The organism is Mycobacterium sp. (genome assembly GCF_049281135.1).
Taxonomy (GTDB): domain Bacteria; phylum Actinomycetota; class Actinomycetes; order Mycobacteriales; family Mycobacteriaceae; genus Mycobacterium.
The window spans coordinates 1-22788 of record NZ_JBAPRN010000482.1 but is presented as its reverse complement, the minus strand read 5'-3'; the positions used below and the strand labels follow the sequence as shown (position 1 = coordinate 22788).

The 22788-nt window shown below is 64.0% G+C and carries 23 protein-coding genes, 1 tRNA gene and 1 pseudogene; 8 read left to right on the top strand and 17 right to left on the bottom strand.

All coding sequences use genetic code 11. From position 1 onward, the window contains the following. Positions 1 to 14 precede the first annotated feature (14 nt). Positions 15 to 806: an SDR family NAD(P)-dependent oxidoreductase gene (locus WAN02_RS19490; RefSeq protein WP_422265877.1), complete on the top strand. Its 792-nt coding sequence runs from the start codon at positions 15 to 17 to the stop codon at positions 804 to 806. Further along, on the top strand, positions 803 to 1669 hold the full coding sequence (locus WAN02_RS19485) for an alpha/beta fold hydrolase (protein ID WP_422265876.1): 867 nt from the start codon (positions 803 to 805) through the stop codon (positions 1667 to 1669). The genes WAN02_RS19490 and WAN02_RS19485 overlap by 4 nt, the downstream gene beginning before the upstream one ends. A gap of 1 nt (position 1670) precedes the next feature. Here the strand turns inward: WAN02_RS19485 and WAN02_RS19480 are convergent, their stop codons facing one another. The 7 genes from WAN02_RS19480 to WAN02_RS19450 all read right to left on the bottom strand — a co-directional run bounded on the left by WAN02_RS19480 (position 1671) and on the right by WAN02_RS19450 (position 9234). Beyond that, entirely contained in the window at positions 1671 to 3215 is a 1545-nt protein-coding gene (locus tag WAN02_RS19480; protein WP_422265884.1) for an LCP family protein, read from the bottom strand. Between the two features lie 227 nt (positions 3216 to 3442). Beyond that, a complete protein-coding gene (locus WAN02_RS19475) occupies positions 3443 to 4189 on the bottom strand; it encodes an MBL fold metallo-hydrolase (protein ID WP_422265875.1) in 747 nt (248 codons plus the stop codon). A gap of 11 nt (positions 4190 to 4200) precedes the next feature. After that, a complete protein-coding gene (locus WAN02_RS19470) occupies positions 4201 to 5334 on the bottom strand; it encodes a phosphotransferase (RefSeq protein ID WP_422265874.1) in 1134 nt (377 codons plus the stop codon). A 55-nt stretch (positions 5335 to 5389) separates the two neighbouring features. Then, positions 5390 to 6607 carry a cytochrome P450 gene (locus WAN02_RS19465; RefSeq protein WP_422265873.1) on the bottom strand — a complete coding sequence of 406 codons (1218 nt, stop codon included), beginning with the start codon at positions 6605 to 6607 and terminating at the stop codon, positions 5390 to 5392. Between the two features lie 19 nt (positions 6608 to 6626). Beyond that, entirely contained in the window at positions 6627 to 7754 is a 1128-nt protein-coding gene (locus WAN02_RS19460) for an NDMA-dependent alcohol dehydrogenase (protein WP_422265872.1), read from the bottom strand. A 637-nt stretch (positions 7755 to 8391) separates the two neighbouring features. Continuing rightward, positions 8392 to 8463, bottom strand: a tRNA-Thr gene (locus tag WAN02_RS19455). 27 nt (positions 8464 to 8490) lie between these two features. Beyond that, complete coding sequence (locus WAN02_RS19450) at positions 8491 to 9234, bottom strand: hypothetical protein (protein ID WP_422265871.1); 744 nt, start codon at positions 9232 to 9234, stop codon at positions 8491 to 8493. Positions 9235 to 9362: 128 nt separating this feature from the next. Here WAN02_RS19450 and WAN02_RS19445 point away from each other — a divergent pair, with 128 nt between their 5' ends. Next, positions 9363 to 10079 carry a response regulator transcription factor gene (locus tag WAN02_RS19445; protein WP_422265870.1) on the top strand — a complete coding sequence of 239 codons (717 nt, stop codon included), beginning with the start codon at positions 9363 to 9365 and terminating at the stop codon, positions 10077 to 10079. A gap of 6 nt (positions 10080 to 10085) precedes the next feature. After that, a complete protein-coding gene (locus tag WAN02_RS19440) occupies positions 10086 to 11525 on the top strand; it encodes a sensor histidine kinase (protein ID WP_422265869.1) in 1440 nt (479 codons plus the stop codon). On the opposite strand, the gene WAN02_RS19435 is transcribed toward WAN02_RS19440, so the two are convergent. The 10 genes from WAN02_RS19435 to WAN02_RS19390 all read right to left on the bottom strand — a co-directional run bounded on the left by WAN02_RS19435 (position 11522) and on the right by WAN02_RS19390 (position 19342). Further along, complete coding sequence (locus tag WAN02_RS19435; protein ID WP_422265868.1) at positions 11522 to 11926, bottom strand: HIT family protein; 405 nt, start codon at positions 11924 to 11926, stop codon at positions 11522 to 11524. The genes WAN02_RS19440 and WAN02_RS19435 overlap by 4 nt on opposite strands. An 82-nt stretch (positions 11927 to 12008) precedes the next feature. Beyond that, positions 12009 to 12857, bottom strand: coding sequence for an SDR family NAD(P)-dependent oxidoreductase (locus WAN02_RS19430; RefSeq protein WP_422265883.1), 849 nt, complete (start codon positions 12855 to 12857; stop codon positions 12009 to 12011). Between the two features lie 26 nt (positions 12858 to 12883). Continuing rightward, positions 12884 to 13309: a nuclear transport factor 2 family protein gene (locus WAN02_RS19425; protein ID WP_422265867.1), complete on the bottom strand. Its 426-nt coding sequence runs from the start codon at positions 13307 to 13309 to the stop codon at positions 12884 to 12886. Between the two features lie 5 nt (positions 13310 to 13314). Continuing rightward, positions 13315 to 14442: an NDMA-dependent alcohol dehydrogenase gene (locus tag WAN02_RS19420; RefSeq protein WP_422265866.1), complete on the bottom strand. Its 1128-nt coding sequence runs from the start codon at positions 14440 to 14442 to the stop codon at positions 13315 to 13317. A 118-nt stretch (positions 14443 to 14560) separates the two neighbouring features. Then, positions 14561 to 15112, bottom strand: coding sequence for a nuclear transport factor 2 family protein (locus tag WAN02_RS19415; protein ID WP_422265865.1), 552 nt, complete (start codon positions 15110 to 15112; stop codon positions 14561 to 14563). A 15-nt stretch (positions 15113 to 15127) separates the two neighbouring features. Then, positions 15128 to 15328 carry a ferredoxin gene (locus WAN02_RS19410; protein WP_422265864.1) on the bottom strand — a complete coding sequence of 67 codons (201 nt, stop codon included), beginning with the start codon at positions 15326 to 15328 and terminating at the stop codon, positions 15128 to 15130. Between the two features lie 2 nt (positions 15329 to 15330). Then, complete coding sequence (locus WAN02_RS19405) at positions 15331 to 16686, bottom strand: cytochrome P450 (protein WP_422265863.1); 1356 nt, start codon at positions 16684 to 16686, stop codon at positions 15331 to 15333. Beyond that, the gene (locus WAN02_RS19400; RefSeq protein ID WP_422265862.1) at positions 16683 to 17510 is read right to left on the bottom strand and encodes an SDR family oxidoreductase; all 828 of its coding nucleotides are present in this window, start codon (positions 17508 to 17510) and stop codon (positions 16683 to 16685) included. Before WAN02_RS19400 ends, WAN02_RS19405 begins: the two co-directional genes overlap by 4 nt. After that, complete coding sequence (locus WAN02_RS19395) at positions 17511 to 18731, bottom strand: cytochrome P450 (RefSeq protein ID WP_422265861.1); 1221 nt, start codon at positions 18729 to 18731, stop codon at positions 17511 to 17513. Then, positions 18731 to 19342, bottom strand: coding sequence for a TetR family transcriptional regulator (locus tag WAN02_RS19390; RefSeq protein WP_422265860.1), 612 nt, complete (start codon positions 19340 to 19342; stop codon positions 18731 to 18733). The genes WAN02_RS19395 and WAN02_RS19390 overlap by 1 nt, the downstream gene beginning before the upstream one ends. 189 nt (positions 19343 to 19531) lie before the next feature. On the opposite strand from WAN02_RS19390, the gene WAN02_RS19385 reads away from it, so the two are divergent. From WAN02_RS19385 to WAN02_RS19370, 4 genes and pseudogenes are all read left to right on the top strand, one after another. Continuing rightward, on the top strand, positions 19532 to 20998 hold the full coding sequence (locus tag WAN02_RS19385; protein ID WP_422265859.1) for an aldehyde dehydrogenase: 1467 nt from the start codon (positions 19532 to 19534) through the stop codon (positions 20996 to 20998). A 21-nt stretch (positions 20999 to 21019) separates the two neighbouring features. Then, positions 21020 to 21769, top strand: a complete 750-nt coding sequence (locus WAN02_RS19380) for an SDR family oxidoreductase (RefSeq protein ID WP_422265858.1) — start codon at positions 21020 to 21022, stop codon at positions 21767 to 21769. Then, positions 21766 to 22623, top strand: a complete 858-nt coding sequence (locus tag WAN02_RS19375; RefSeq protein ID WP_422265857.1) for an NAD(P)-dependent oxidoreductase — start codon at positions 21766 to 21768, stop codon at positions 22621 to 22623. Before WAN02_RS19380 ends, WAN02_RS19375 begins: the two co-directional genes overlap by 4 nt. Next, positions 22623 to 22788 (top strand): annotated as a pseudogene (locus WAN02_RS19370) (carboxymuconolactone decarboxylase family protein); the annotation flags it as partial. The gene WAN02_RS19375 and the pseudogene WAN02_RS19370, both read left to right, overlap by 1 nt.

Here is a 22788-nt window from a genome sequence, read left to right as displayed (position 1 = left end):
AGACAGGAGCACAGATGAAGCGACTAGCAGGCAACCGGATCCTGGTGACCGGTGCGGCATCGGGCATCGGCCAGGCGACCGCGCTGCGACTGCTCGATGAGGGCGCCGCCGTCGTCGCGGCCGACGTCGCGGCGGACGGGCTGGACAAGACCCGCGCCCAGGCCCAAGAGGCCGGCGGCGGTGAGCGCCTGACCACGCTCGAGATGAACATCGCCGACGAGCGATCGGTGGTCGACGGTGTGCGCTCGGCGGTGGACTCGCTGGGCGGCCTGGATTCGGTGGTGAACGCGGCCGGAATCCTGCGTGCCGTGCACACCGAACAGATGGGTCTGGATCTGTGGAACCAAATCATCGGGGTCAACCTGACCGGAACCTTCCTGGTGGTCCGCGAGACGCTGCCGGCACTGTTGCAGAATCCCCGCAGCGCCATCGTCAATTTCAGCTCGACGTCAGCGTCGTTCGCCCATCCCTACATGGCGGCCTACGCGGCCAGCAAGGGCGGGGTTCAATCCTTCACCCATGCACTGGCGCTCGAATACGCAAGCAAAGGACTGCGCGCGGTGTGCGTGGCACCCGGAAGCATCAAGTCCGGAATCACCGATGCGACGGGCGGATACATTCCGCAAGACGCGGATTGGGGCTTGTTCACCAGGTTGATGCCGATCATGCCGACCTCGGAAGAATCCAGCGGTGCCGGCATGGCTGCCCCGTCGGCGGTGGCCGGGGTGATCGCGATGCTGGTCTCCGATGACGGGGCGTTCATCACCGGCACCGAAATCCGCATCGACGGCGGAACACACGCGTGACAGCCGATTTCACTTACGAAAGCACGCTTCGTGAAATCACCACCGACGCTGGCGTTCTGCGCTACCACGAAGCCGGTCCTACCGACGGTCCGTCGTTGTTGCTGTTACACGGATCCGGCCCGGGGGTCACGGGATGGCGCAACTTCCGTGGTGTGCTGGGCACGTTCGCCGAGTTCTTCCGTTGTCTGGTTCTGGAGTTTCCCGGATTCGGTGTCAGCGACGATTTCGGCGGCCACCCGATGATCACCGCACTGGACGCGGTGGTGCGCTTCGTCGATGCCCTCGGCCTGGAAACGGTTGACATCGTTGGCAACTCGATGGGCGGCGGCGTTGCGATCAACTTCGCAATCGCTCACCCCGAACAGGTCCGCAGGTTGGTGACCATCGGTGGTATCGGCCGCAACATCCTGACTCCCGGCCCCCCGGAAGGTATCCGGCTGCTACAAGAGTTCACCGAGGAACCCAGCCGCGACGGACTGATCCGATGGCTGCATTCGATGGTCTACGACCCGGCAACGGTGACCGAGGAACTCATCGAGGAACGCTGGAACCATGCCACCGATCCGCAGACGCTGGCAGGCGCGCGGCGGATGTACAGCAAGGAAGCCTTCACTCAGATGATGAAGGCCATGGAGTCATCCAAAGGTCCGCAACCGTGGGCGGTAATGCACCGGGTACAGGCGCCGACCTTGATCACCTGGGGCCGCGACGACCGCGTCAGTCCACTGGATATGGCGCTGCTCCCGATGCGCACCATCCCCAATGCCGAATTGCACGTATTCCCGAACTGCGGCCACTGGGCGATGATCGAGGCGAAAGAGGCGTTCGAAAGCGCAGTGCTCGCTTTCCTGCTGCGCAAGTAGATCAGTTGACGCAGGGCACGCCACCGCCGCCGATCGGTGCACCCCGGTCGGGGGTCGGATCGGTGGAGGTGGTGGTCGTGCTGTATTGCCACCCGTAACTGCCGTAAATCGATGTCGGCGAGGTGGATTCAGTAGCGGATTCGTCTTGGGCGGGCACCGAGAAGTTGTCGTCGACGACGACCTCGATGTGCCCGAATTGCAGTGTGCGGTTCGGCTTGTCGGGTGCATCGATGCCCAGCAGGCTCGCCACTTCACGTGCGTCGGAGTCGGCACCGGGCGCGTATTCGATTGTGGTGGAGCTGGGTTCACCTTTGACCCGGTCGCGTATCGCGCCGGTGGTGTAGCCGTCGTGCTTCAGCGTGCGCGCAACCTTCGTAGCCAGACCGCCGACGCTGCTGGCGTTCACCACGTCGACGACCGTCGACGGATTAGGGACGCCCAAAGTGGTCGTGGTCGTGGACGCCGACGAAGTCCCGAAAGCGGCGGACACTTCGGCCTGGATCGCCGCGGGGTCGACGATGTTGACGTCTTGACCGTTGATGTTGTCGTAGCGCACCACCGGCAGCGTGCGGTATTCGATCGAACCGCCGGCCAGCGCACCCATCTTGCGGAACATGTCCTCGTCCCAGCCCGACGACAGCACCACGTCCTTACGTGCGACTGCCATCAGGCCCTTCAACTTGCCGAGGTTGGTGAAGGTGCCCGCGTCCTGAAGTTGGTGCATGACCGACGAGAGGAAGGCTTGCTGACGGTGCGTCCGGTCCAGGTCGCCGTTTTCCAGGCCGTGGCGCTGCCGGACAAACGCCAACGCTTGCTCGGCGTCTAGCGTCTGGGGCCCCGCCGGGAAGTCGGCACCGGAGTAGTCGTCGTAGACAGCGTGCTTGAGGCAGACATCGACGCCGCCGAGGCTCTTGGCCAAGTCGTAGAAGCCTGCCAGGTTGACTTCGGCGAAGTAATCGATCGGCACCCCGGTCAGCTTCCGCACTGCCTTCAACGTCGCGGCGCGGGCGGCTTCACGCCCCTTGGTCTCCAGCTCTTTCTGGTCGCTCACACCCTTGTCGATCATCTTCTGCTCGACATACTGCTTGGTGAGCCCGTAGGCCTCTTTGATCTTGATGTGGTTATAGCCGGGCACGCCGTTGAACGACACCCAGTCGTCACGCGGGATGGAGAACGCTGACACCCGGTCGTCCTCGCCGACATGGGCCAGGATCAACGTGTTGGTGTTGTAGCCGCCGTCATCGGAATCGCCGGCATGCAGGTGCTTCAGCAGGCTCCAAGGCAGGTCGTCGCCGTTCTGGTCTTTCCGGGAGTCGAGCCCGATCAGCAGGATGTTCATCCCGTTCCCGTTGGACTTGGGGTCCTCCGAACCCAGGGCCTGCGAGACGGTGATCCCGCTCAGCACGCCGTGCGCCATCCAGTAGCCCGATCCGGTGGCCAGCAGCGCGGCCACCGCCACCAGCGTCCAGGTGGCATGCACCCACCCGCGGCGTCGAGGTTTCGTCGACGCCGCCCGATGGCGATGCTTAGCGCTGGATCGCTGCAGGTCTCCCACCACAATCTCGGCTTTCGGGGTTCGCGCCTCACCCGGGGATGGAATGTATGTGCGCTGTTTCGTACGTGCCGTCTAGTATGCGGCAGCTTGATAAGGATCGTTGTGTGAGCCAGGTAACCGCAATATTTTGACGGCAAGGTCAAAAACACGCTGATCTGTGGCGATGCGCATCCTCATCGTTTCGGGGCGGGCGTACCAATTGTGGCCAAATCGTGCCTTCAGAGCTCCAGAATTGCCCCGTCGGCGGCCGATCCGGTGGCGTCGAAGCGGGTCTGTGCCGCCGCAGCGGTGCGCTCGGGCACACCCGGCAGGGGATGGTTGTGGGTGATCAGTAGGCGTGACACACCGGCTTCGACGGCGATGGTGCCGACCTCCTCACCGGAGGTGTGGCCGCGCTCGGCGTGGGTGGGTTCCCACGCTTCGTGCAGCAACGTCGTCACACCCGCCACGTGTCGGATGGTTTCCGGATCGAACTCGGTGTCGGTGCAATAGGCGAGACGGTCTCCGACGCGGAAACCGGCCGACGGCAAGGGGTGGCGGGTCTGCTCCCACGTCTGGATTTCGTGGCCGGCGAAGCTCAAGCTGTCCCAGCTCAGCTCTGCCCAGCGCGCCGATACCAGCGGCGAGGTCGTCTGGAACGGGGAGGCGAGAAGCCGATCTTCCACGATCGAGCGGGTGGGCCGGCCGTACGCCATCGAACCCGGTCCGGCGATCGTGAGTTCCCGGCCGCCCAGCGCGCGCGCACTGACGAACCCGAGGCCGGTCACATGATCGAGGTGAAAGTGGCTGAGCACCAAGATCACTGTCTCGATGCCGTCGAGAAGGGACGGGTCGATGTGCAATGCGCCTAAACCGGTTCCGGCGTCGAGTACCAATGCCTCGGTCCCAGAGGTAACCAGATAGCAGCTCGTCTGACGGGAGCTGGTGGGAATCCATCCACCGCTGCCGAGAACCGTCATCCGCATGGTTAGAGAATCTACGACGCCAGGGACTGTTTCAGTGCAGCGACGGTCTCCAGATCGGTCAGTGCGACCACTCCGCGTCGAACGCCTTCCAGCGCAATGCTTTCGTCCTGCATGCCGCCCATTCCGGCGGTGATCAGGGGTGCGACGTAGGCATACAGCGCGCCCTGCCGGTAGCGCAACCAGAGTTCATCGGCATCGAGTTCGGGGCCGCCGGCAGCGGCCAGGGCATGCCGGTAGACGGCGAGAAGGTCGCGTTCGTGGGCTTGGCGGTCGGCGGTGGTCATGCCGGTGATCAGTGTGTATGCCAATTCCCGTCCGGGGTGCCCGCGGCGAACCGCCTGCCAGTCGAGCAATCCGGCCTCGCCGTTGCGGAAGTAGACGTTCCCGGGATGCGCGTCGCCGTGGGTCACGGTGTTCGGTTGTCGGTCAATGATTTCCGCGACAGTGCGGTAGTTGTCGATGATGAAGCGACCGTCTTCGACTCCGATGTCGGTTCGCTCGGCCATGCGACGGGCCGACGTGTTCAGCAGCGGTCCGGTCAGCAACGAGGTGTGGTCGCCCGACGCGGAGTACACCCATCCGAGCGGACCGCGACTCCCGTTGATGGGCAGGCGTTCCCAGAATGCCGCGTGCAGCCGTGCGAGTAGCTCGACGATCGCGCTCGCCTGGTCTTCGTCCAGCGGATGCAGGGTGTCGGGGAACACGCAGTTATCGACCGCGAGGTCTTCCAGGACGAGCACGAAGCGACCGGTTACTGGGTCAAACGCCGACCCGTACGAGGTGGGCAGGCCGGTCAGTCGCGGCGCCAACTCGCGATAGAACATGACTTCGGTGTGCGCGAGCCGGCCAAGTTCGCCCATCAGTCGGGTGGCGACGGTTTCGGCGGGCATCTTCACGAACACCGAGGCGGGGACGCCGTCGCCGGTCAATGCCAGCCGGGCTCGCGATGACGTCCCGGCGTCGCCACCGATTACCGACACGGATGTGACCCGTCGGCCCACGATCGTCGAGAGTGCTTGGGCGTCAAGCTCGTTGATCGATCGCGGCAACGAGCGCAGGCGACCGATGACGGCATCGGTCGCTATTCGCTGGATGCCGCGGGCCAGGTGCGCCGCCAAGCCGAAGACCGACACGACCCTACTCACTGCTGTATCGTTACAAAAAGCCGATGACCTGTAAAGTAGACGCTACAGCCTGCGGTCAATCACCGGCAGGCTCTGTCGGCGTGAATGTGACCGGCATCTTTTCCAGGCCGCTGACGAAGTTGGCCGGCCGCAGTGGCAGTGGCTCCTCTGACGCCAGCCGCATGTCAGGAAGGCGCTGCAACAGCCGCTCATGCATCATGGACAGCTCCAATCGCGCTAGCTGATTGCCCAGGCAGAAATGGGTACCGAAGCCGAATGCCAAGTGGTTATTGGGATATCGATCGATGCGGAAGTTCTGCGGGTCGCCGAACACTGTCTCATCGAAATTTGCTGACTCGAACAGCAGGATGATCTTCTCGCCCTGCTCGAGATGCGTGCCGTGAAACTCGGCGTCGGCGGTCATCGTGCGGGCCATGTTTTTCACCGGCGCCGTCCAGCGCAGCATCTCTTCTATCGCGTTGGGCAACAGCGTCAAGTCGTTCACTAATCGCTGGTGCTGCTCTGGATGGCGCAGTAGTTGCGCGGTGCCGCCGGACAGGGTGTGCCGGGTGGTCTCGTCGCCGCCGATCAACAGCAGCAAGACCTCGTTGATGATCTCGTGGTCAGCCAGCTTTTCGCCCTCCACCTCCGCGTGCACCAGCACACTCACCAGGTCATCGGTGGGCTCCGCCTTGCGAGCGGTGATCATGCTCGTCATGTAGTCGGCGTAGGCGGCGAACGCGTCGACACTGACCTGAAAGTCCGTCTGCTCAGTCGTGCTGCTCAAAAAGTTCATCATGTCGTCGGACCACTGCAGGAACGTCTCTCGTTCATCGGGGAGTACGCCGAGGATGTCGCCGATCACCGCCATGGGTAGCGGAGCCGCGAGGTCCCAGACGAAGTCGCACTCACCGCGTTCGCACACCGCGTCGATGAGCACGTCGCACAGCGTCGCGATCGATGATTCCCGGTCCTTCACGCGCTTGCGGGTAAAGCCCGCGTTGACGAGCTTGCGCCGCAACAGATGTCCCGGGTCGTCCATGGCGATCATCATCGGCGGCGCGTCCTGGTCCGGCCGGATACCACCGGCGTTGGAGAACAATTCGGGTGCGCGCTCGGCGTCGATCACCGCCTGATAGGTCGCTGCCGCGGCCAAGCCGTTGCGATCCCGAAAGACCGGTTCGTTGGTCCGCATCCACTTGTAGACCGACCGCGAATCACCCGCGTAGAAAGCGCCGTCGGCCAGATCGACGTCAGGCCGTCCTTCTTTCGCCGGATCGATAGTCGATTGCACGAATGTGTCCACCTTCGCGCTACCTGTCGGCGTCGGTATAACAGATGACACCCCGGATATTGCGGCCCTCCAACATATCTGAGTAGCCCTCGTTGATCTGTTCGAGGCGGTAGCGGCGGGTGATCATGTCGTCGAGGTTGAGCCTGCCGGACTGGTACATCGATAGGAGTAACGGGATGTCGTGTTGGGGGTTGCCGCCCCCGAAAATGGTGCCTTGCAATCTTTTCTGCAGCAGCGCGAACAGCGACAGGTTCAATGTCGTATCGGTTTCCACGACGCTGCCCATCGCTGTGATGACGCACGTTCCGCCCTTGGCGGTGACGGAAACGTATTTATCGAGGTCCGCGCCGTCGGACCTACCGACGGTGATGATCACTTTGCGAGCCATTCGGCCACCAGTGATTTCTGCGACCGCCATGAGTGCGGTGTCGATGTCGGGATAAGCGTGTGTAGCACCGAATTTGACTGCCTGATCGCGCTTCCATTCGACGGGGTCGACGGCGAAGATCCGATGCGCACCGCAATGCACCGCGCCGAGCACAGCGGCTGTACCCACGCCGCCTATGCCGACGACGACAACATCGTCACCAGGTCGAACCTCAGCCGCTCGCGTTGCCGATCCGAATCCCGTTGTCACACCGCAGCTGACGAGCGCCGCAATCTCAAAAGGTACCGCGGGGTCGATCTTCACCAGTGAAGTCTGATGGACCACGACATACGGCGCGAAGGTACCCAGCAACGCATACGGGTAGACATTCTGGCCCTTGGCTTGGACTCGAAAGGTGCCGTCGGAGACGGCTGTTCCCGCCATCAGGCCCATCCCGACGTCGCATAGATTGGTCTCGCCTGCGCGGCAGGAGGGGCACTTGCCACACGACGGTATGAACGACGCTGCGACGTGGTCACCCACAGCAAGTCCGTCGACACCTTCGCCTACCTCGACGACGACGCCGGCGCCTTCGTGGCCACCGAGCATGGGGAACGACGCCATCGGGATGTCGCCGCTCACCACGTGATGATCGGAATGACACAGACCCGCAGCTTCCAGCTGGACCTTTACCTCACCCTTCCGGGGCTCGCCGATATCGATTTCCTCGACCGACCACGGCTGATTGAAGTCCCAGACCAGGGCTCCCTTGGTTATCACTGAGTGCCTTCGCTCAACGCAGTCAAGGTGATCTCCCACTGTTCCTGTGGAACTTACAGTTGCGACAACAGTACCGCAGGCCAACGTAAGTTGACCGGGTAAAGGCTGTGCCCATTAAGCCCAGGTTGAGTCGAAAGCAACCCAGTCCGTTGCCCGCTCGCTTACAAGGTGAGCGCTGTAGCTCGCCGGCTCAGGTAGACCACTTCATGGAACGCGCCCTCACCGGCTAGTCGTCGGTGTCGTCGGTGTCGTTGGGGTCGTTGGACTCGTCGGCGTCGGACGGCTCGTTGGGGTCGGTGGAGTCGTAGGGCTGGTCGGACTCGTCGGAGGTGCAGCGCCCGGGGGCGTGGCTCCAAGGCCTGGTCCTTCACCACACCAGTCGGCCACATCCTTCGGGTACTGCTCGAGCGGAGGAGGGCAACGGTACCCCGGCGGAAAGTTGGCGCCGGCGTTGAGCAGATCGCAGGGAACCAGGACCTGCTTGCCTTTTTGGGTGTTGCTCACACACTTCACGGGTTGACCCGGCGGCACCGATGGATCGGCGTGAGCCGGAAGCGGGGCGACGGCAGCCACCAACATGGCACCGAGCGCCCACCCGAGACGGCGATAGGTCATGGGAGCTCCTCTGACGATGCAGAGCCCCCTGTCAGGATTGAACTGACGACCGCTCGCTTACAAGGCGAGTGCTCTACCACTGAGCTAAGGAGGCTGGTTTTAACCCGGCCAGCCTAACGGCTCACTCGTCGTGGGCCGAGTTCTCGTGGTCGATGACCCGCTGTGAGCGCACCGTCCGGGTCGGTGAACGCCGGCTCGGACGACGGCCGGGCAGCGGAATCCGCTCAGCGATGCTGCTCAGGGGGTTGACCACCATGGTCAGCGACATGACCGCGTCTTGCAGCGTCGCGATGGCCGGCTCCAGCGCCTCCATCCCGGGCGCGAGCCGGCTCAAGGTATCGGCGACGGCAGCCAGCTGCTCCAGCGGCCCGTTGCGGGCGGTCAGCTTGTCGATCAGGCCGCCGTCGGCCAGCAGCCGATCGGCCAGCCCGTCCTCGGCGAGCAGCCGGTCGATCAGCCCGTCGTCGGCGACCAGCTGATCCGCCAGCCCGCCCGGCTTGAGAGCGCGCTCGAGTCCGCCACCCTCGGCGGTCAGCCGGTCGAGCAGGCCGCCCTCCGCGGTGAGCATGTCGACGACTCCGCCCGGCCGCAGCAACCGATCGACCGGTCCGTCATTGGCAATGGCGCGCCCGAGTGGCGCGTCGTCGTCCAGTAACCGGGCCAGCCGGTTGGCCCGGGTAATCGCATCGTCGATGCCCAACATGTGCGCGACTGCATTGGATCCGCTCGACGTACCCGTCTCGCCCAGGGTTCGGTGTGCCATCCCAAGCGCGGACGTCGCAAGACCCACACCCGCGTCGGCGGCGGCCAGTCCGACTCGCACCGGCGCGGTGGCGAGGCTTACCAGGCTCTTGCCGATATTCATCCCCCGAGTCTATTCAGGGCGGGGCATATCCCGTGGTCATTGGCCGGTATCAGCCTGGCACCGAACTCTCAGCCTCAGCACAGCCAGCTTGCAGGGTTCTTTTAGCTAAGTGCGAGGGAATTGATTCCATGTCAGCAGCAATGCAAGAAGCAGCACCAGAGGCACGGGTTCTCGTCGTCGACGACGAAGACAACATCGTCGAGCTGCTGTCGGTCAGCCTCAAATTTCAGGGTTTCGAGGTCTATACCGCGACTAATGGCGCATCGGCGCTCGATCTGGCCCGCGAAGTCAAGCCGGACGCGGTAATCCTCGACGTGATGATGCCTGGCATGGACGGCTTCGGAGTGCTGCGCCGGATGCGCGCCGATGGCATCGACGCGCCCGCATTGTTCCTTACCGCCCGTGATTCGTTGCAGGACAAGATCGCCGGGCTGACCCTCGGCGGCGACGACTACGTCACCAAGCCCTTCAGCCTGGAAGAGGTCGTCGCCCGGTTGCGAGTCATACTGCGCCGCACCGGAAAAGGCGTCACCGAGAACCACAATGCACGACTGACCTTCGCCGACATCGAAATCGACGAGGACACCCATGAAGTCTGGAAGGCCGGCGAACCGGTTTCGTTGTCGCCCACCGAGTTCACCCTGCTGCGCTATTTCGTGATCAACGCGGGCACTGTGTTGAGCAAACCGAAGATCCTGGACCACGTGTGGCGCTACGACTTTGGCGGCGATGTCAACGTGGTCGAGTCCTATGTGTCCTATCTGCGTCGCAAGGTCGACACCGGTGAGAAGCGCCTCCTTCATACGCTGCGTGGAGTCGGCTATGTGCTGCGGGAGCCTCGCTAACCGCCGATGCCGCGCCAATTTCGGGTCGAACTGCCGCTGCGCGTTGCGCTCGTCGCGGCCACTCTGCTGCTGGTCGCGTGTGGCCTGACAGCGTCGGGCATCGCGGTGACCTCGATCCTGCGCCAGCACCTGATCCAGCGGGCCGACCAGACGCTGGAGGAGGCATCTCGTGGCTGGGCGCAGGCGCCGAAAGGCGCGCTGAAGGTGCCACACGGGGCGAACCTTGACCGGCCGCCGTCGAATTTCTATGTGCGCAGCGTGACTTCGGACGGGAAAGGTCGGATCGTCATCAACGACCGGCACGCCGAACCCATCTTGCCGGCCAACAACGATGTCGGGCCCGAGCCGAAGACTGTCGGATCGGTCGACAAATCCGGTGTGCAATGGCGAGTGGTGTCCGTGCACGGGCCCAATCGACTGGTCACCGTGGCCTATGACCTGTCCGAGATCCAGCACACCGTTCGTTCGCTGGCCTGGTTGCAACTCGGCATCGGGGTGGCCGTCCTGCTGGTCCTCGGATTGGCTGGTTCGTGGGTGGTGAACCGAAGTCTGCGACCGTTGACGGAGGTCGAACAGACCGCCGCCGCGATTGCCGCCGGTCAGCTGGATCGCCGTATCCCCGAACGTGATTCGCGAACCGAAGTCGGCCGGCTTTCCGCGGCGCTCAACGGGATGCTTGCTCAGATTCAGCAGGCGCTGGCGTCATCGGAAGCCTCAGCGCAAAAGGCGCTCAGCTCCGAGAACCGGATGCGTCGCTTCATCACCGACGCCAGCCACGAACTGCGAACACCGTTGACCACCATGCGCGGTTTCGCCGAGTTGTACCGACAGGGCGCCGCGCGCGACATGGAGATGGTGATGTCGCGGATCGAAAGCGAGTCCCGCCGGATGGGTCTGCTCATCGACGACCTGCTGCTGCTGGCCCGGCTGGACGCCCAACGCCCGATCGAGCGCAAACTGGTGGATCTGCTGGCGCTGGCCACTGATGCCGTACACGACGCGCGTGCGGTGTCGCCCAATCGAACGATCACGATCGACGTGGTAGACGGTCCCGGTACGCCCGAGGTGTTGGGCGACGAGGCCCGGCTCCGTCAGGTTCTCGGCAACTTGATGACCAACGCCCTGCAGCACACCCCGGAAAGCGCGGACATCATCGTGCGGGTCGGCACCAGCGCGGAAGACGCGATCCTGGAGGTCGTCGACGAAGGTCCAGGCATGAGTCGGGAAGACGCACAGCGGGTATTCGAGCGGTTCTATCGCACCGACTCGTCGCGCGCGCGTAGCAGCGGCGGTAGTGGTCTGGGGTTGTCGATTGTGGATTCACTGGTCCACGCCCACGGTGGAACCGTGAACGTCACCACGGCGCTCGGGCAGGGGTGCCGCTTCTACGTCAGCCTGCCGCGTATCGCAGACGTGCCCGCAAAGGCAGGATCGGCCAGCCGTTAACTCAACTCGGCAAGTGCCGCTTTGATTTTCGCCTGCGCCTCGTCGAGGGATTCGGCGGACGGGTTGTGGTCGACGTTGGCGAAGCCGAAATCGCTCAGGCTCTTCGCCGGGAAGACGTGGACGTGCAGGTGTGCCACCTCGAGCCCGGCGATGATCACCCCGGCCCGGTCAGCCTCGAACGCCTTGATGACGGCTTTACCGATCAACTGGGCGACCGACATGATCCGGCCGAACACCGGCGGGTCGATGCTCTGCCACTGATCGATCTCGGCTCGCGGCACCACCAGCGTGTGTCCTTGGGTCATCGGATTGATAGTCAAGAAGGCAACGACCTGGTCGTCCTCGTAAACGAACCGGCCGGGCAGTTCGCCGTTGATGATCTTGGTGAAGATAGAAGTCATTGGCGCCGCTCCTTCTCATCGCTTCGCTCCGCATCGTCGCCGACGCGCGCCATCGCTTCAGCATAGGTTGTGCTACGAACGCCTAGGCAGCGCCGCCGTCGAGTAGCGCGGAAATCTCGTCCACCGACCATGGCGGTGCGTCGTGATGGTCGCGGTACCCGATCAGGCCCGGCGTCGCCTTGGGAAATCGGCCCACGAAACCGCCTGAGGCAGCGAAGATTTCACCTGTGAGATGATTGGCAAGATCGCTGGCCAGATAGACGTAGGTCGGCGCGGCGTAGTCCGGTCCTGCGACGTCCAGTGAACCCCGCATGGAGACTTCGTCGAGCAATCCTCGGCGGTGTAGATCGGTGATGTGGGCGATGTAGTCCGGCCCGGTGGACAACCGGGTCTTGGCACCGGGGCACACCACATTGGCCCGTACGCCATGTTCTTTCAGTTCGGCGGCGATCGCCAGCGTGAGGCTGTTGACCGCGCCCTTGCCGGCCGGGTAGCCGGTGCCGCCGTAGTCACCCAGGAACGCGAACGAGCCGCTGTTGACGATGCTGCCGCCGCCCTGCGCGACCATCCTGGGTGCGGCGGCCCGGCAGGTGGCGAACACCGTGCCCAGATGCGCGTCGAGCAACTCGGCGAACTGCACCGAGCTGATATCGAGGATGGACGAGCCCGGCGGTTCGGCGATGCCGGCGCAGTTGATCAGGATGTGGATGCCGCCGAACTCGTCAATGCACCCGTCCACCAACGATTCTGCGATCTGCTGATCCGACGCCGAACCGGGATGGGCGACGGCACGCCCGCCGGCGGCAGTGATGCCTTCCGCGGTCGAGTTGGCAGCGTCGGCGTCTCGGCCGTTGACCACCACACCGGCACCGTGCTTTGCCAACAACGCCGCGACAGCCGCGCCGATGCCTCGCGACCCGCCGACCACGATCGCGCCGCGGCCGGCGAGCAGCGAGGTCACTCGTCGTTGCCGAAGGTCATCATCTCGAGGTTCCAGTAGCCGCGCATGTTCGCGATCAACCCGGCGTCGTTGACGCGGTAGGTGAACACGCCTCGCACGCTGCTGGTGATTCCGTTGTCAAACTTGCTGCGCAGCACCAAGATATGCGCGACCTCGTTGGGGTCGCTGGACGGAAACGTTTCCTCGCAGGTGATCTGCAACTGGTTGGCGGCGATGTTGGTGTCGTAGAACTCGGCGACGCCGTCCTTGCCCCGCACGCCGGTGCCCTCGGGGTTGGTGATGGACTTGCCGATCGGATCTTCGACCACCACGTCGTCGGCCATCAGGGCCAGCCAGCCCTCCCGGTTGTGGGCCTGGACGCAGCGCCACGACGACTGGGAAGCGGCCAGCGCGGGTGACTTTTCAGCGGTTTCGGCCGACATCGCGTTTACCGGTCGGCGTCCGTGTAGCGGATGACGCCGCGAATGTTTTTGCCGTCCAACATGTCCTTGTAGCCGTCGTTGATCTGCTCCAGCTTGTACTGGCGGGTGATCATGTCGTCGAGGTTGAGCTTGCCGGCTTTGTACATCGACAGCAGCTGGGGGATGTCGAACTGCGGGTTACCGCCACCGAAGATGGTGCCCTGCAAGTTCTTTTGCATCAGGGTCAGCATCGCCAGGTTCAGGGTGACGTTGGTGTCCACCAGGCTGCCGATGGCGGTCAGCACACAGGTGCCGCCCTTCTGGGTCAGGATCAGGTAGTTGTCGACGTCAGCGCCGTGCAGCTCGCCGACCGTGACGATCACCTTGTGGGCCATCAGGCCGTAGGTCACTTCCATCATTCCGCCCATGGCGGCGAAGATGTCGGGGTAGACGTGCGTCGCGCCGAACTTCAGGGCCTGGTCGCGCTTCCACTCGACCGGGTCGATCGCAAAGATGTAGCGCGCGCCGGCGGTGACGGCGCCTTGCAGCGCTGCCATACCGACGCCGCCGACGCCGACGATCGCCACGTCTTGACCCGGCCGGATGTCGGCGGTGCGGACCGCTGAGCCGTAGCCGGTGGTCACGCCGCAGCCCACCAGGGCGGCGACCTCGAACGGCACCGACGGGTCGATCTTCACGACCGAACTCTTGTGCACAACCATGTATGGCGAGAACGTCCCCAGCAGCGTCATCGGAAAGACGTCCTGGCCGCGGGCCTGGATCCGGAACGTGCCGTCGGATACCGCCGCGCCGTTGAGCAGCCCGGCGCCGAGGTCACACAGGTTGCGCATGCCGGCCTGACAGGTCGGACAGTGGCCGCAGGACGGGATGAACGACAGCACCACATGGTCGCCCGGTGCGATGTCCTCAACGCCGGGGCCGACTTCGGTGACAATGCCGGCACCCTCGTGCCCGCCGAGAACCGGGAAGCCGCCCATCGGGATGCCGCCCGTGACCAGGTGGTGGTCGGAGTGGCACATGCCGGCCGCTTCCATCTGGATCTTGACTTCGTCCTTTTGGGGATCGCCGATCTCGATTTCCTCGATCGACCACGGCTGGTTGAACTCCCAGATCAGCGCGCCTTTGGTCTTCACCCTGAACCTGCTTTCGTCATTGAACGTCGGTTTAGCACGGCCCGAGCTCCACGCAAGCAACCGCTTGGTTGAGTGTAGGACAGCGGGTGATCCGGGTCACCGGGGGAGCCGGATGAGATCACCAGATGGGGACTGGAGCCTGCCCCAGCGGGTAGTAGCCGGGCAGCTTCTCACCGGCCACGCTGCGCGCGATGCGGTTCTGCATCCCGTCGCTGAGGTCGCCGGATTCGATCAGGTTCCCGAACATCTTCGCGACGTGCCCGAAGTCGAAGAAGTCGCGCTGCCACTCGATGAGCTCGTCGTCGTTGAGGCGGAACCAGCTGCCGCCGATGCCGTAGATCTCGTCCTGGCTGCCGTCGGTCTTGTTGACGATCTGCTTCCAGAAGCCGACGATTTCGCCCTGCTTGTCATCAATCAGGACCTTCTGGTACTCGTACACCCAGTTCTCCAGGCCCTCCATCTCCAGGCCCAGCGCGACGTCGCGGATTTCGTCGACCCCGACGCACATCACGTCTTCCTTAGGGCCGATATTCCAGCCGTAGGTCGCCTCGGGAGCGTAGAAGTCGCCCAGCGGTCGCCAGTCGCCGGCTTTCTCGCAGTCCTTGTTGGCCTGCAGCCAACGGTCGACCCATGCCTCGAGTTTTTCGCGGGAGTGTGACGCCTTAGACATTTTAAGCCAGTCTCCTTAATCTTCTTGGATCAATAGGGCTTGGGTAGGGCACATTTCGACCGCCCGTTCGACTTCATCGCGGGCCTCGTCCGGGGGTTCGGCGTCGAGGATCTCGACCTTTCCGCGTTTGGGCACCCGAAAGTAGTCCGGTGCCTCCAGCTCGCACATGGCATGGCCTTGGCATAAATCCAAGTCGACTCCGACCCGGTATCCCATCGTCAACTCCCATTACGCCGGCGGTAGCGCGCCTTCGCCGGCCGGGCCAGCTGCACAACCATCTTGGAGTGGTCGTTGTGGTAGCTGTCGGCGGGCTGCGCCATCTCGAACTCATACTCGCGCAACAGAACCGAGAAGATCGCCTTGATCTGCATCTGCGCGAACGCGGCTCCGACGCAACGGTGCCGGCCGGCGCCGAACGGGATCCAGGTCCACCGGTTGACGATGTCGGCCTGCTCGGGCTTGTTGTACCGGTCGGGGTTGAAGGCGTGCGGTTCGGAGAAGTCCTCAGGGATCCGGTTCGATATCGCGGGGGAGGCCGCGACGAAGTCACCCTTGTGGATCGGGAAGCCCTGCACCTCGAATTCGCCCTGGGCCACCCGCATCAAAATAATCAACGGCGGATGCAGCCGCAGGGTCTCTTTGACCACGTTGTCCAGCTTGGGAATCTGCCGCAGCGCATGGAAACTCACCTCTTGGCCATCGGAGTACAGCTCCTCGAGCTCGGCGAGTACCTCGGCGTAGGCCTCGGGATGACGAATCAACTCGATCAACGTCCAGGCCGATGTGCCGGAACTGGTGTGGTGCCCGGCGAACATCAGCGAGATGAACATCCCGGTGACCTCGTCGGCGGAGAACCGGGGATTGCCCTCCTCGTCCTTGATCGACACCAGCACGTCGAGCATGTCGCGGTCGGCCTTGTCGGTGGGCGGGTTGGCGATCCGGTCGTTCATGATCTCCTGAACCAGCGCAACCAGTTTCACGCGCGCCTCGTCGCGGCGCTGGAAGCTCTCGATCGGAAGATATGGATCGACGTAGCACAGTGGATCGGTGCCGCGCTCCAGCTCGTGGTAGTACTCGGCGAACCGGTGATCTAGCTGTTCGCGGAATTTCAGGCCGATCAGGCAGGCTGTCGACGTGTAAATGGTCAACTCGGAAAAGAAGTCGAGCAGCTCGACCTCACCCTCGTCGCCCCAGTCGGCGATCATCTTCTTGACTTCGCCCTCGATGGTGACGGCGTGGCCCTTCATCTGTTCGCCACGCAGCGCGGAGTTGTGCAGCATCTCCTTGCGGCGTTCGGGGCTGGCGTCGAACACCACGCCTTTACCGAAGATCGGCGTCATGAACGGGTACGCCTCGGCCTGGTCGAGATCCTCGTCGGCGGAGCGGAAGAAGAACTCGTTGGCCTCGGCGCCCGACAGGAAGATGACGTGCTTGTCGACGAGCTGGAACCAGCCGACGTCGCCGCATTCGTCGCGGATCCGTTGCATCAAACCGATTGGGTCGGTTCGGAATTCCTCGAGATGGCCGTGTTCTTCGGCGCCACCGGAAACCCGCGGCACGATGGCAGTGGTCACTGTCCTGGTATCCCCTCTTCACCGAGAGCGAGTTTCTGGCGATCTCTGTTGTCGGCCAACGGGGCTTCGGGCTGAAGCTCCATGTTCGCGATGAATCCACCGCGCGGTGTCTCGGCGACGAACGTGATGGCCCGTCCCAGGTCCGCCGCGCGTAGGAAGTAGTCGTGGCGGGCCTGGCCCCACTTGGCCCAATCCTCCAGCGCGGGGCCGATCTTCTCGGCCGGCAGGCTCCAGCCCATCGCTGTCTTGGTGGGGCCGGGGTGCACGATTGACGCCCGCACGCCGGTGCCTTCGAGTTCCATCTGCAGGTTGGTGACCATCGCGACCAGCGCAGCCTTGGCCGCGCCGTAAGCACCCATGTGCGGCCGCTGGCGCAGTGCCACGTCGGAGCCCACGAAAATCAGGTCGCCACGCTGACGGTCGAGCATGCCCGGCAGCACCGCCCCGGTCAGCCGGTTGGCGCCGACGAGGTGGATCTGCAGCTGTGAGTCGAACTCGTCGGTGGTGATCTCGGCGAGCTTGCCGAAGTAGGTGTCGCCTGCGCCGGCCACCAGGACCTCGATATCGCCGAGTGCGTCTATCGACTGTGCAACAAAGGATTTGACTGAGTTCGGATCGGTGACGTCCAGATGGAAGCCGACTGCCTCGCCGCCGTCGGCGTTGATCTTGCCGACGATGTCGTCGAGCTTCTCTACCCGGCGGGCACCCAGGGCGACCGGGAAGCCGTGTGCGGCGAGTTCGATCGCGGTGGCCTCACCGATGCCGGAGGAGGCGCCGGCCACGATGGCCGGCCGGCGTTCGGGCAGGGGTTCAAAGCGGGGCATTCAGCCGACCTCCATGGTCATCGGTAGGTGAGCGAACCCGCGGACGTTGCTGGAGTGGACGCGGACGGCATTTGCCTCGTCCACTTCATAGCCGCGGATTCGCTTGAACAACTCGGTGAGGGCGATCCGGGCCTCCATCCGCGCCAAGTGCGCGCCGAGACAGAAGTGCGCACCACTGCCGAAACTCAATAGTTTGGAACCGATGTCGCGTCCGATCACGTAGTCATCGGCATTCTCGAATGCGCGTTCGTCGCGGTGCCCTGATCCGGGCAGCAGCAGCAGTATGTCGCCGTCGGGAATCGTGGTGTCGTAGAGCGTCAGTTCGCCGGCGACGGTGCGGGCCAGGATCTGACTGGAGGTGTCGTAGCGCAACGTCTCCTCCACCCACGCCGGCACCAGCGAGAGGTCCGCGTAGACCGGGGTCAACTGGTCGGGGTTCTTGTGGCCCCAAAATGCGGCATTGGCAAGTAGTTTGGTGGTGGTCTCGTTTCCGGCGATCACCATCAAGAACATGAAGCCGAGGACTTCATCGTCGGTGAGGCGGTCGCCGTCGATCTCGGCCTCCAGCAGCGCGGTCGTCAGGTCGTCGGTCGGCTTCTTGCGGCGCTCCGCGACCATCTGCTGGTAGTAGACGATCAGATTGATCGACGCCTCGACCGCGGCGGCCGGCACGTCGGTGACGCCATCGTCGCGGTGCATGACGCCGTCGGCCCAGGCGCGCACCTGGTCTCGATCCGGCTCGGGGACCCCCATCAGTTCGGAGATGACGTCCATCGGGAGCTTGCCGGCGAACTCGTTCACGTAGTCGACAAGTCCGTCGGCTGCTTTCTCCACCATGATGTCGAGGTGTTGATGCGCGATCTCGGTGACGCGTGGCTCGAGCTCACGAATGCGCCTGGGGGTGAAGCCTTTTGATACCAGGGTCCGCAGCCGCAGGTGCGCGGGATCGTCCATGGCCAGAAACGACATGGTCTTGGCGGCGTGCGGTCCCCTGGATGCTGGGTCAAGCGAGACACCGTACTTGTTGGACAGCGTGGTGCTGTTGCGAAAACCTTGGTGTACGTCGGCGTGCCGGGACACCGCCCAAAAGCCCAGTTCCTCGTTGCAGTACAACGGCGCCTCGTCCCGCAACCTCTTGTAGTACGGGTACGGATCCTCGTGGAAGTCGTAGTCATAAGGGTCCAGAAAAGGCGGGCGTGGCTTGTCGATCTGAAGGGTCATCAGTCTTCCGTTTTGACAATGAGGCCGACCGCGTAGGCGAGGTGGTCGGCGATCTGGTGATAGGTGTAGGCCCCGCTGGCGGCGTTGACCAGCGCGCCGAAGAACGCCATCTCGAGGACTGACACGATGCGGGGCTCGGCGTCGGGTCCGATGGCCGAGGTGATGCGACGGTGGATCTCGGCACCGATCCGGTCGCGGACCGCCCGCACGGCGGGATCTCCGCCGCCGCCAAGTAACGCCGTCGTGCACGCCGCGGCGACCTCGGGTTCATCGGCGACCACCAGCGCGAGGTGACGCAGCGCCTTGTCCACTCGTGTCGGCATCGGCTCGTTGACATCGGTGAAGTACGGCACCTGTCGCACCAGATCCAGGTAGACCTCGGCGATCAGATGGTTCTTCGACGAGAAGTAGGTGTATGCGGTGGCCGGGGCCACCTTGGCGCGGGCCGCCACTGCGCGCACGGTCAGGTCGGCGTAGGACGTCCCGCGCAGCACCTCGACACCTGCGGCCAAGACCTTGCGGAAGGTCTCTTCTTGTCGGCGGTTGCGTGGCACATCCCGGGCCGGACCGCCGGCGTCGGGCGTGATCGTGACGACTGGGTCGCTGGACACTTGTCCAAGCTATCCGATGCATCCCGAACGAGGCAAGACCGTTCTAGAAAACAGCAGATAAAGCTGCTGATTCAAACCAAGAACGGCAGCCATGACCAGCCCACCCTTGCATTTTCAGCAGCGCGAAGACTATGTTCAACTGGGTTATTCCGGACATGTGTCCATCCTGACGAACGGTGGAGGCGAAGAATGGCATTGCTGGCCGACGGCGTGAGCCCGCTGCTCATCGACGGCAAGCTGACGAGCGGCAGCCAAGGCACTTTTCCCACGATCAATCCGGCCACCGAAGAAGTGCTGGGTATGGCGGCTGATGCCGACGCCGAGGACATGGGTCATGCGATTGAAGCGGCCCGCCGTGCCTTCGACGACACGGACTGGTCGCGCAACACCGAGCTGAGGGTGCGGTGTATTCGGCAGCTGCGCGACGCGATGCGCGAGCACGTCGAAGAACTGCGCGAGATCACCATCGCCGAGGTCGGTGCGCCACGAATGCTGACCGCCGCCGCCCAATTGGAAGGGCCGGTCGGCGATTTGAGCTTCGCGGCCGACACCGCCGAGAACTACCAGTGGAACTCCGATCTCGGTGACGCATCGCCGATGGGAATCCCCACCCGCCGAACCGTTGCGCGGGAGGCTGTCGGCGTGGTTGGCGCGATCACCCCGTGGAACTTCCCGCATCAGATCAACCTGGCCAAGCTGGGTCCGGCGCTCGCCGCCGGCAACACCGTTGTGCTGAAGCCCGCGCCGGACACCCCATGGTGTGCGGCGGTGCTTGGCGAAATCATCACCGAGCACACTGATTTCCCGCCGGGTGTCGTTAACGTCATCACCTCTAGCGACCACAGCGTGGGGGCGCTGCTGGCCAAAGACCCTCGGGTGGACATGGTTTCGTTCACCGGCTCGACCGCCACCGGCCGCAGCGTGATGAGCGACGCGGCCGTGACGCTCAAGAAGGTGTTTCTGGAACTGGGCGGCAAGTCGGCGTTCGTCGTGCTCGACGACGCGGATCTGAATGGCGCGTGCTCGGTATCGGCGTTCACCGCGTCGATGCACGCGGGGCAGGGTTGTGCGATCACCACCCGGCTCGTCGTGCCACGGGCCAAATACGACGAGGCCGTGGCGATCGCGGCAGGAACCATGGGGTCGATCAAGCCTGGCGACCCCAACAAGCCCGGAACCGTCTGCGGGCCAGTCATTTCGGCGCGGCAGCGCGACAGGGTGCAGAGCTACCTCGACCTGGCGATCGCGGAGGGCGGAACGTTCGCCTGCGGCGGCGGCCGGCCGGCCGACCGGGACACCGGGTTCTTCATCGAGCCCACCGTCATCGCCGGACTCGACAACGACGCCAGACCCGCCCGCGAGGAGATCTTCGGGCCGGTGCTCACCGTGATCGCCCACGACGGTGACGCCGACGCCCTTCGTATCGCCAACGATTCGCCGTATGGGTTGTCGGGCACCGTGTTCAGTGCTGATCCGGAGCGAGCCGCCAAGTTCGCAGCGGGAATGCGAGTGGGCACCGTCAACGTCAACGGAGGCGTCTGGTACTCCGCGGACGCGCCCTTCGGCGGGTACAAGCAGTCCGGCAACGGGCGCGAGATGGGCCTCGCAGGTTTCGAGGAATACCTGGAAATCAAAACCATCGCGACAGCGGTCTAGTGACGTCCTCGAGAGGAAAACATGCGGTTTGACAAAAAGGTCGCCATTGTGACCGGGTCTGGCGGCGGCATCGGCCAGGCCTACGCCGAGGCACTGGCGCGGGAGGGCGCGGCGGTTGTCGTCGCCGATATCAACACCGAAGCGGCGCAGGGAGTGGCGAAGCAGATCGTCGCGGACGGCGGAACCGCCATCAGCATTCCGGTCGACGTCTCCGACCCCGCGTCGGCAAAGGAAATGGCCGACCGCACGCTGTCCGAGTTCGGCGGCATCGACTACCTGGTCAACAACGCCGCGATCTTCGGTGGCATGAAGCTCGACTTTCTGATCACCGTCGACCCCGAGTACTACAAAAAGTTCATGAGCGTCAATCTCGATGGCGCGCTGTGGTGTACCCGCGCCGTATACAAGAAGATGGCCAAGCGCGGCGGCGGCGCGATCGTCAACCAGTCATCCACTGCGGCGTGGCTGTATTCGAATTTCTACGGCCTGGCCAAAGTCGGCGTCAACGGCCTCACCCAGCAGTTGTCGCGCGAATTGGGTGGTCAGAACATCCGGATCAACGCGATCGCCCCAGGGCCGATCGACACGGAGGCCAACCGGACCACCACCCCCAAAGAGATCGTCGACGACATCGTCAAGGGGCTCCCACTTTCCCGGATGGGAACACCAGAAGATCTGGTTGGCATGTGCCTGTTCCTGTTGTCCGATGAGGCCTCCTGGATCACCGGACAGATCTTCAATGTCGACGGCGGACAGGTCATTCGGTCATGACTGACAGTCCGACGCTCGGCTACATCGGGCTGGGCAACATGGGCGCCCCGATGGCCACCAAGATGACCGAATGGCCGGGTGGTGTAACCGTTTACGACATCCGTGCCGAGGCGATGACTCCGCTGGCCGAGAAGGGCGCCAGCCTGGCCGACAGCATCGCCGACGTGGCCGCCGCGGACATCATCCACATCACCGTGCTCGACGACGCGCAGGTGCGTGAGGTTGTCGGCGAGCTGGCGCCACACGCCAAGCCCGGAACGGTCATCGCGATCCACTCGACCATCAGCGACACGACGGCAGCCGAACTTGCCGGCGAACTCAAACAGCAGGGCATTCACATCGTCGACGCGCCGGTCAGTGGTGGCGCGGCCGCTGCCGCGAAAGGCGAGCTCGCGACCATGGTGGGCGCCGACCGCGAGGTCTACGAGCGGATCAAGCCGGCGTTCAAACACTGGGCGGCGGTCGTCATCCACGCCGGCGAGCCGGGCGCGGGCACCCGAATGAAGTTGGCCCGCAACATGTTGACGTTCACCTCCTACGCGGCGGCATGTGAGGCGATGAAACTCGCCGAGGCCGCCGGGCTGGATCTGCAGGCGCTCGGACGGGTGGTGCGCCACACCGACGCCCTCACCAGCGGCCCGGGGGCGATCATGGTCCGTGAAGACATGAACGACCTCGATCCGGACAACTTCCTGTATCAGCCGTTCCTGCACACCCGCGGGCTCGGCGAGAAGGATCTCAGCCTGGCGTTGGCGTTGGGTGAGGCGGTGTCGGTCGATCTACCACTCGCCCAGCTGGCCTACCAGCGACTGGCGGCCGGCCTTGGAGTGCCGCACACAGAGAAAGAGGCGTAATGGACGAGTTGCGGAGCAAGGGCCTCGCGAAGATGAACGAGGTTTACGGCTGGGAGATGCCGAACATCGAGGGCGACCCGTATTTCGATCTGACGGTCGATCACCTGTTCGGCACGATTTGGAGCCGACCGGGGTTGTCGATGCGCGACAAGCGCATCATGACGC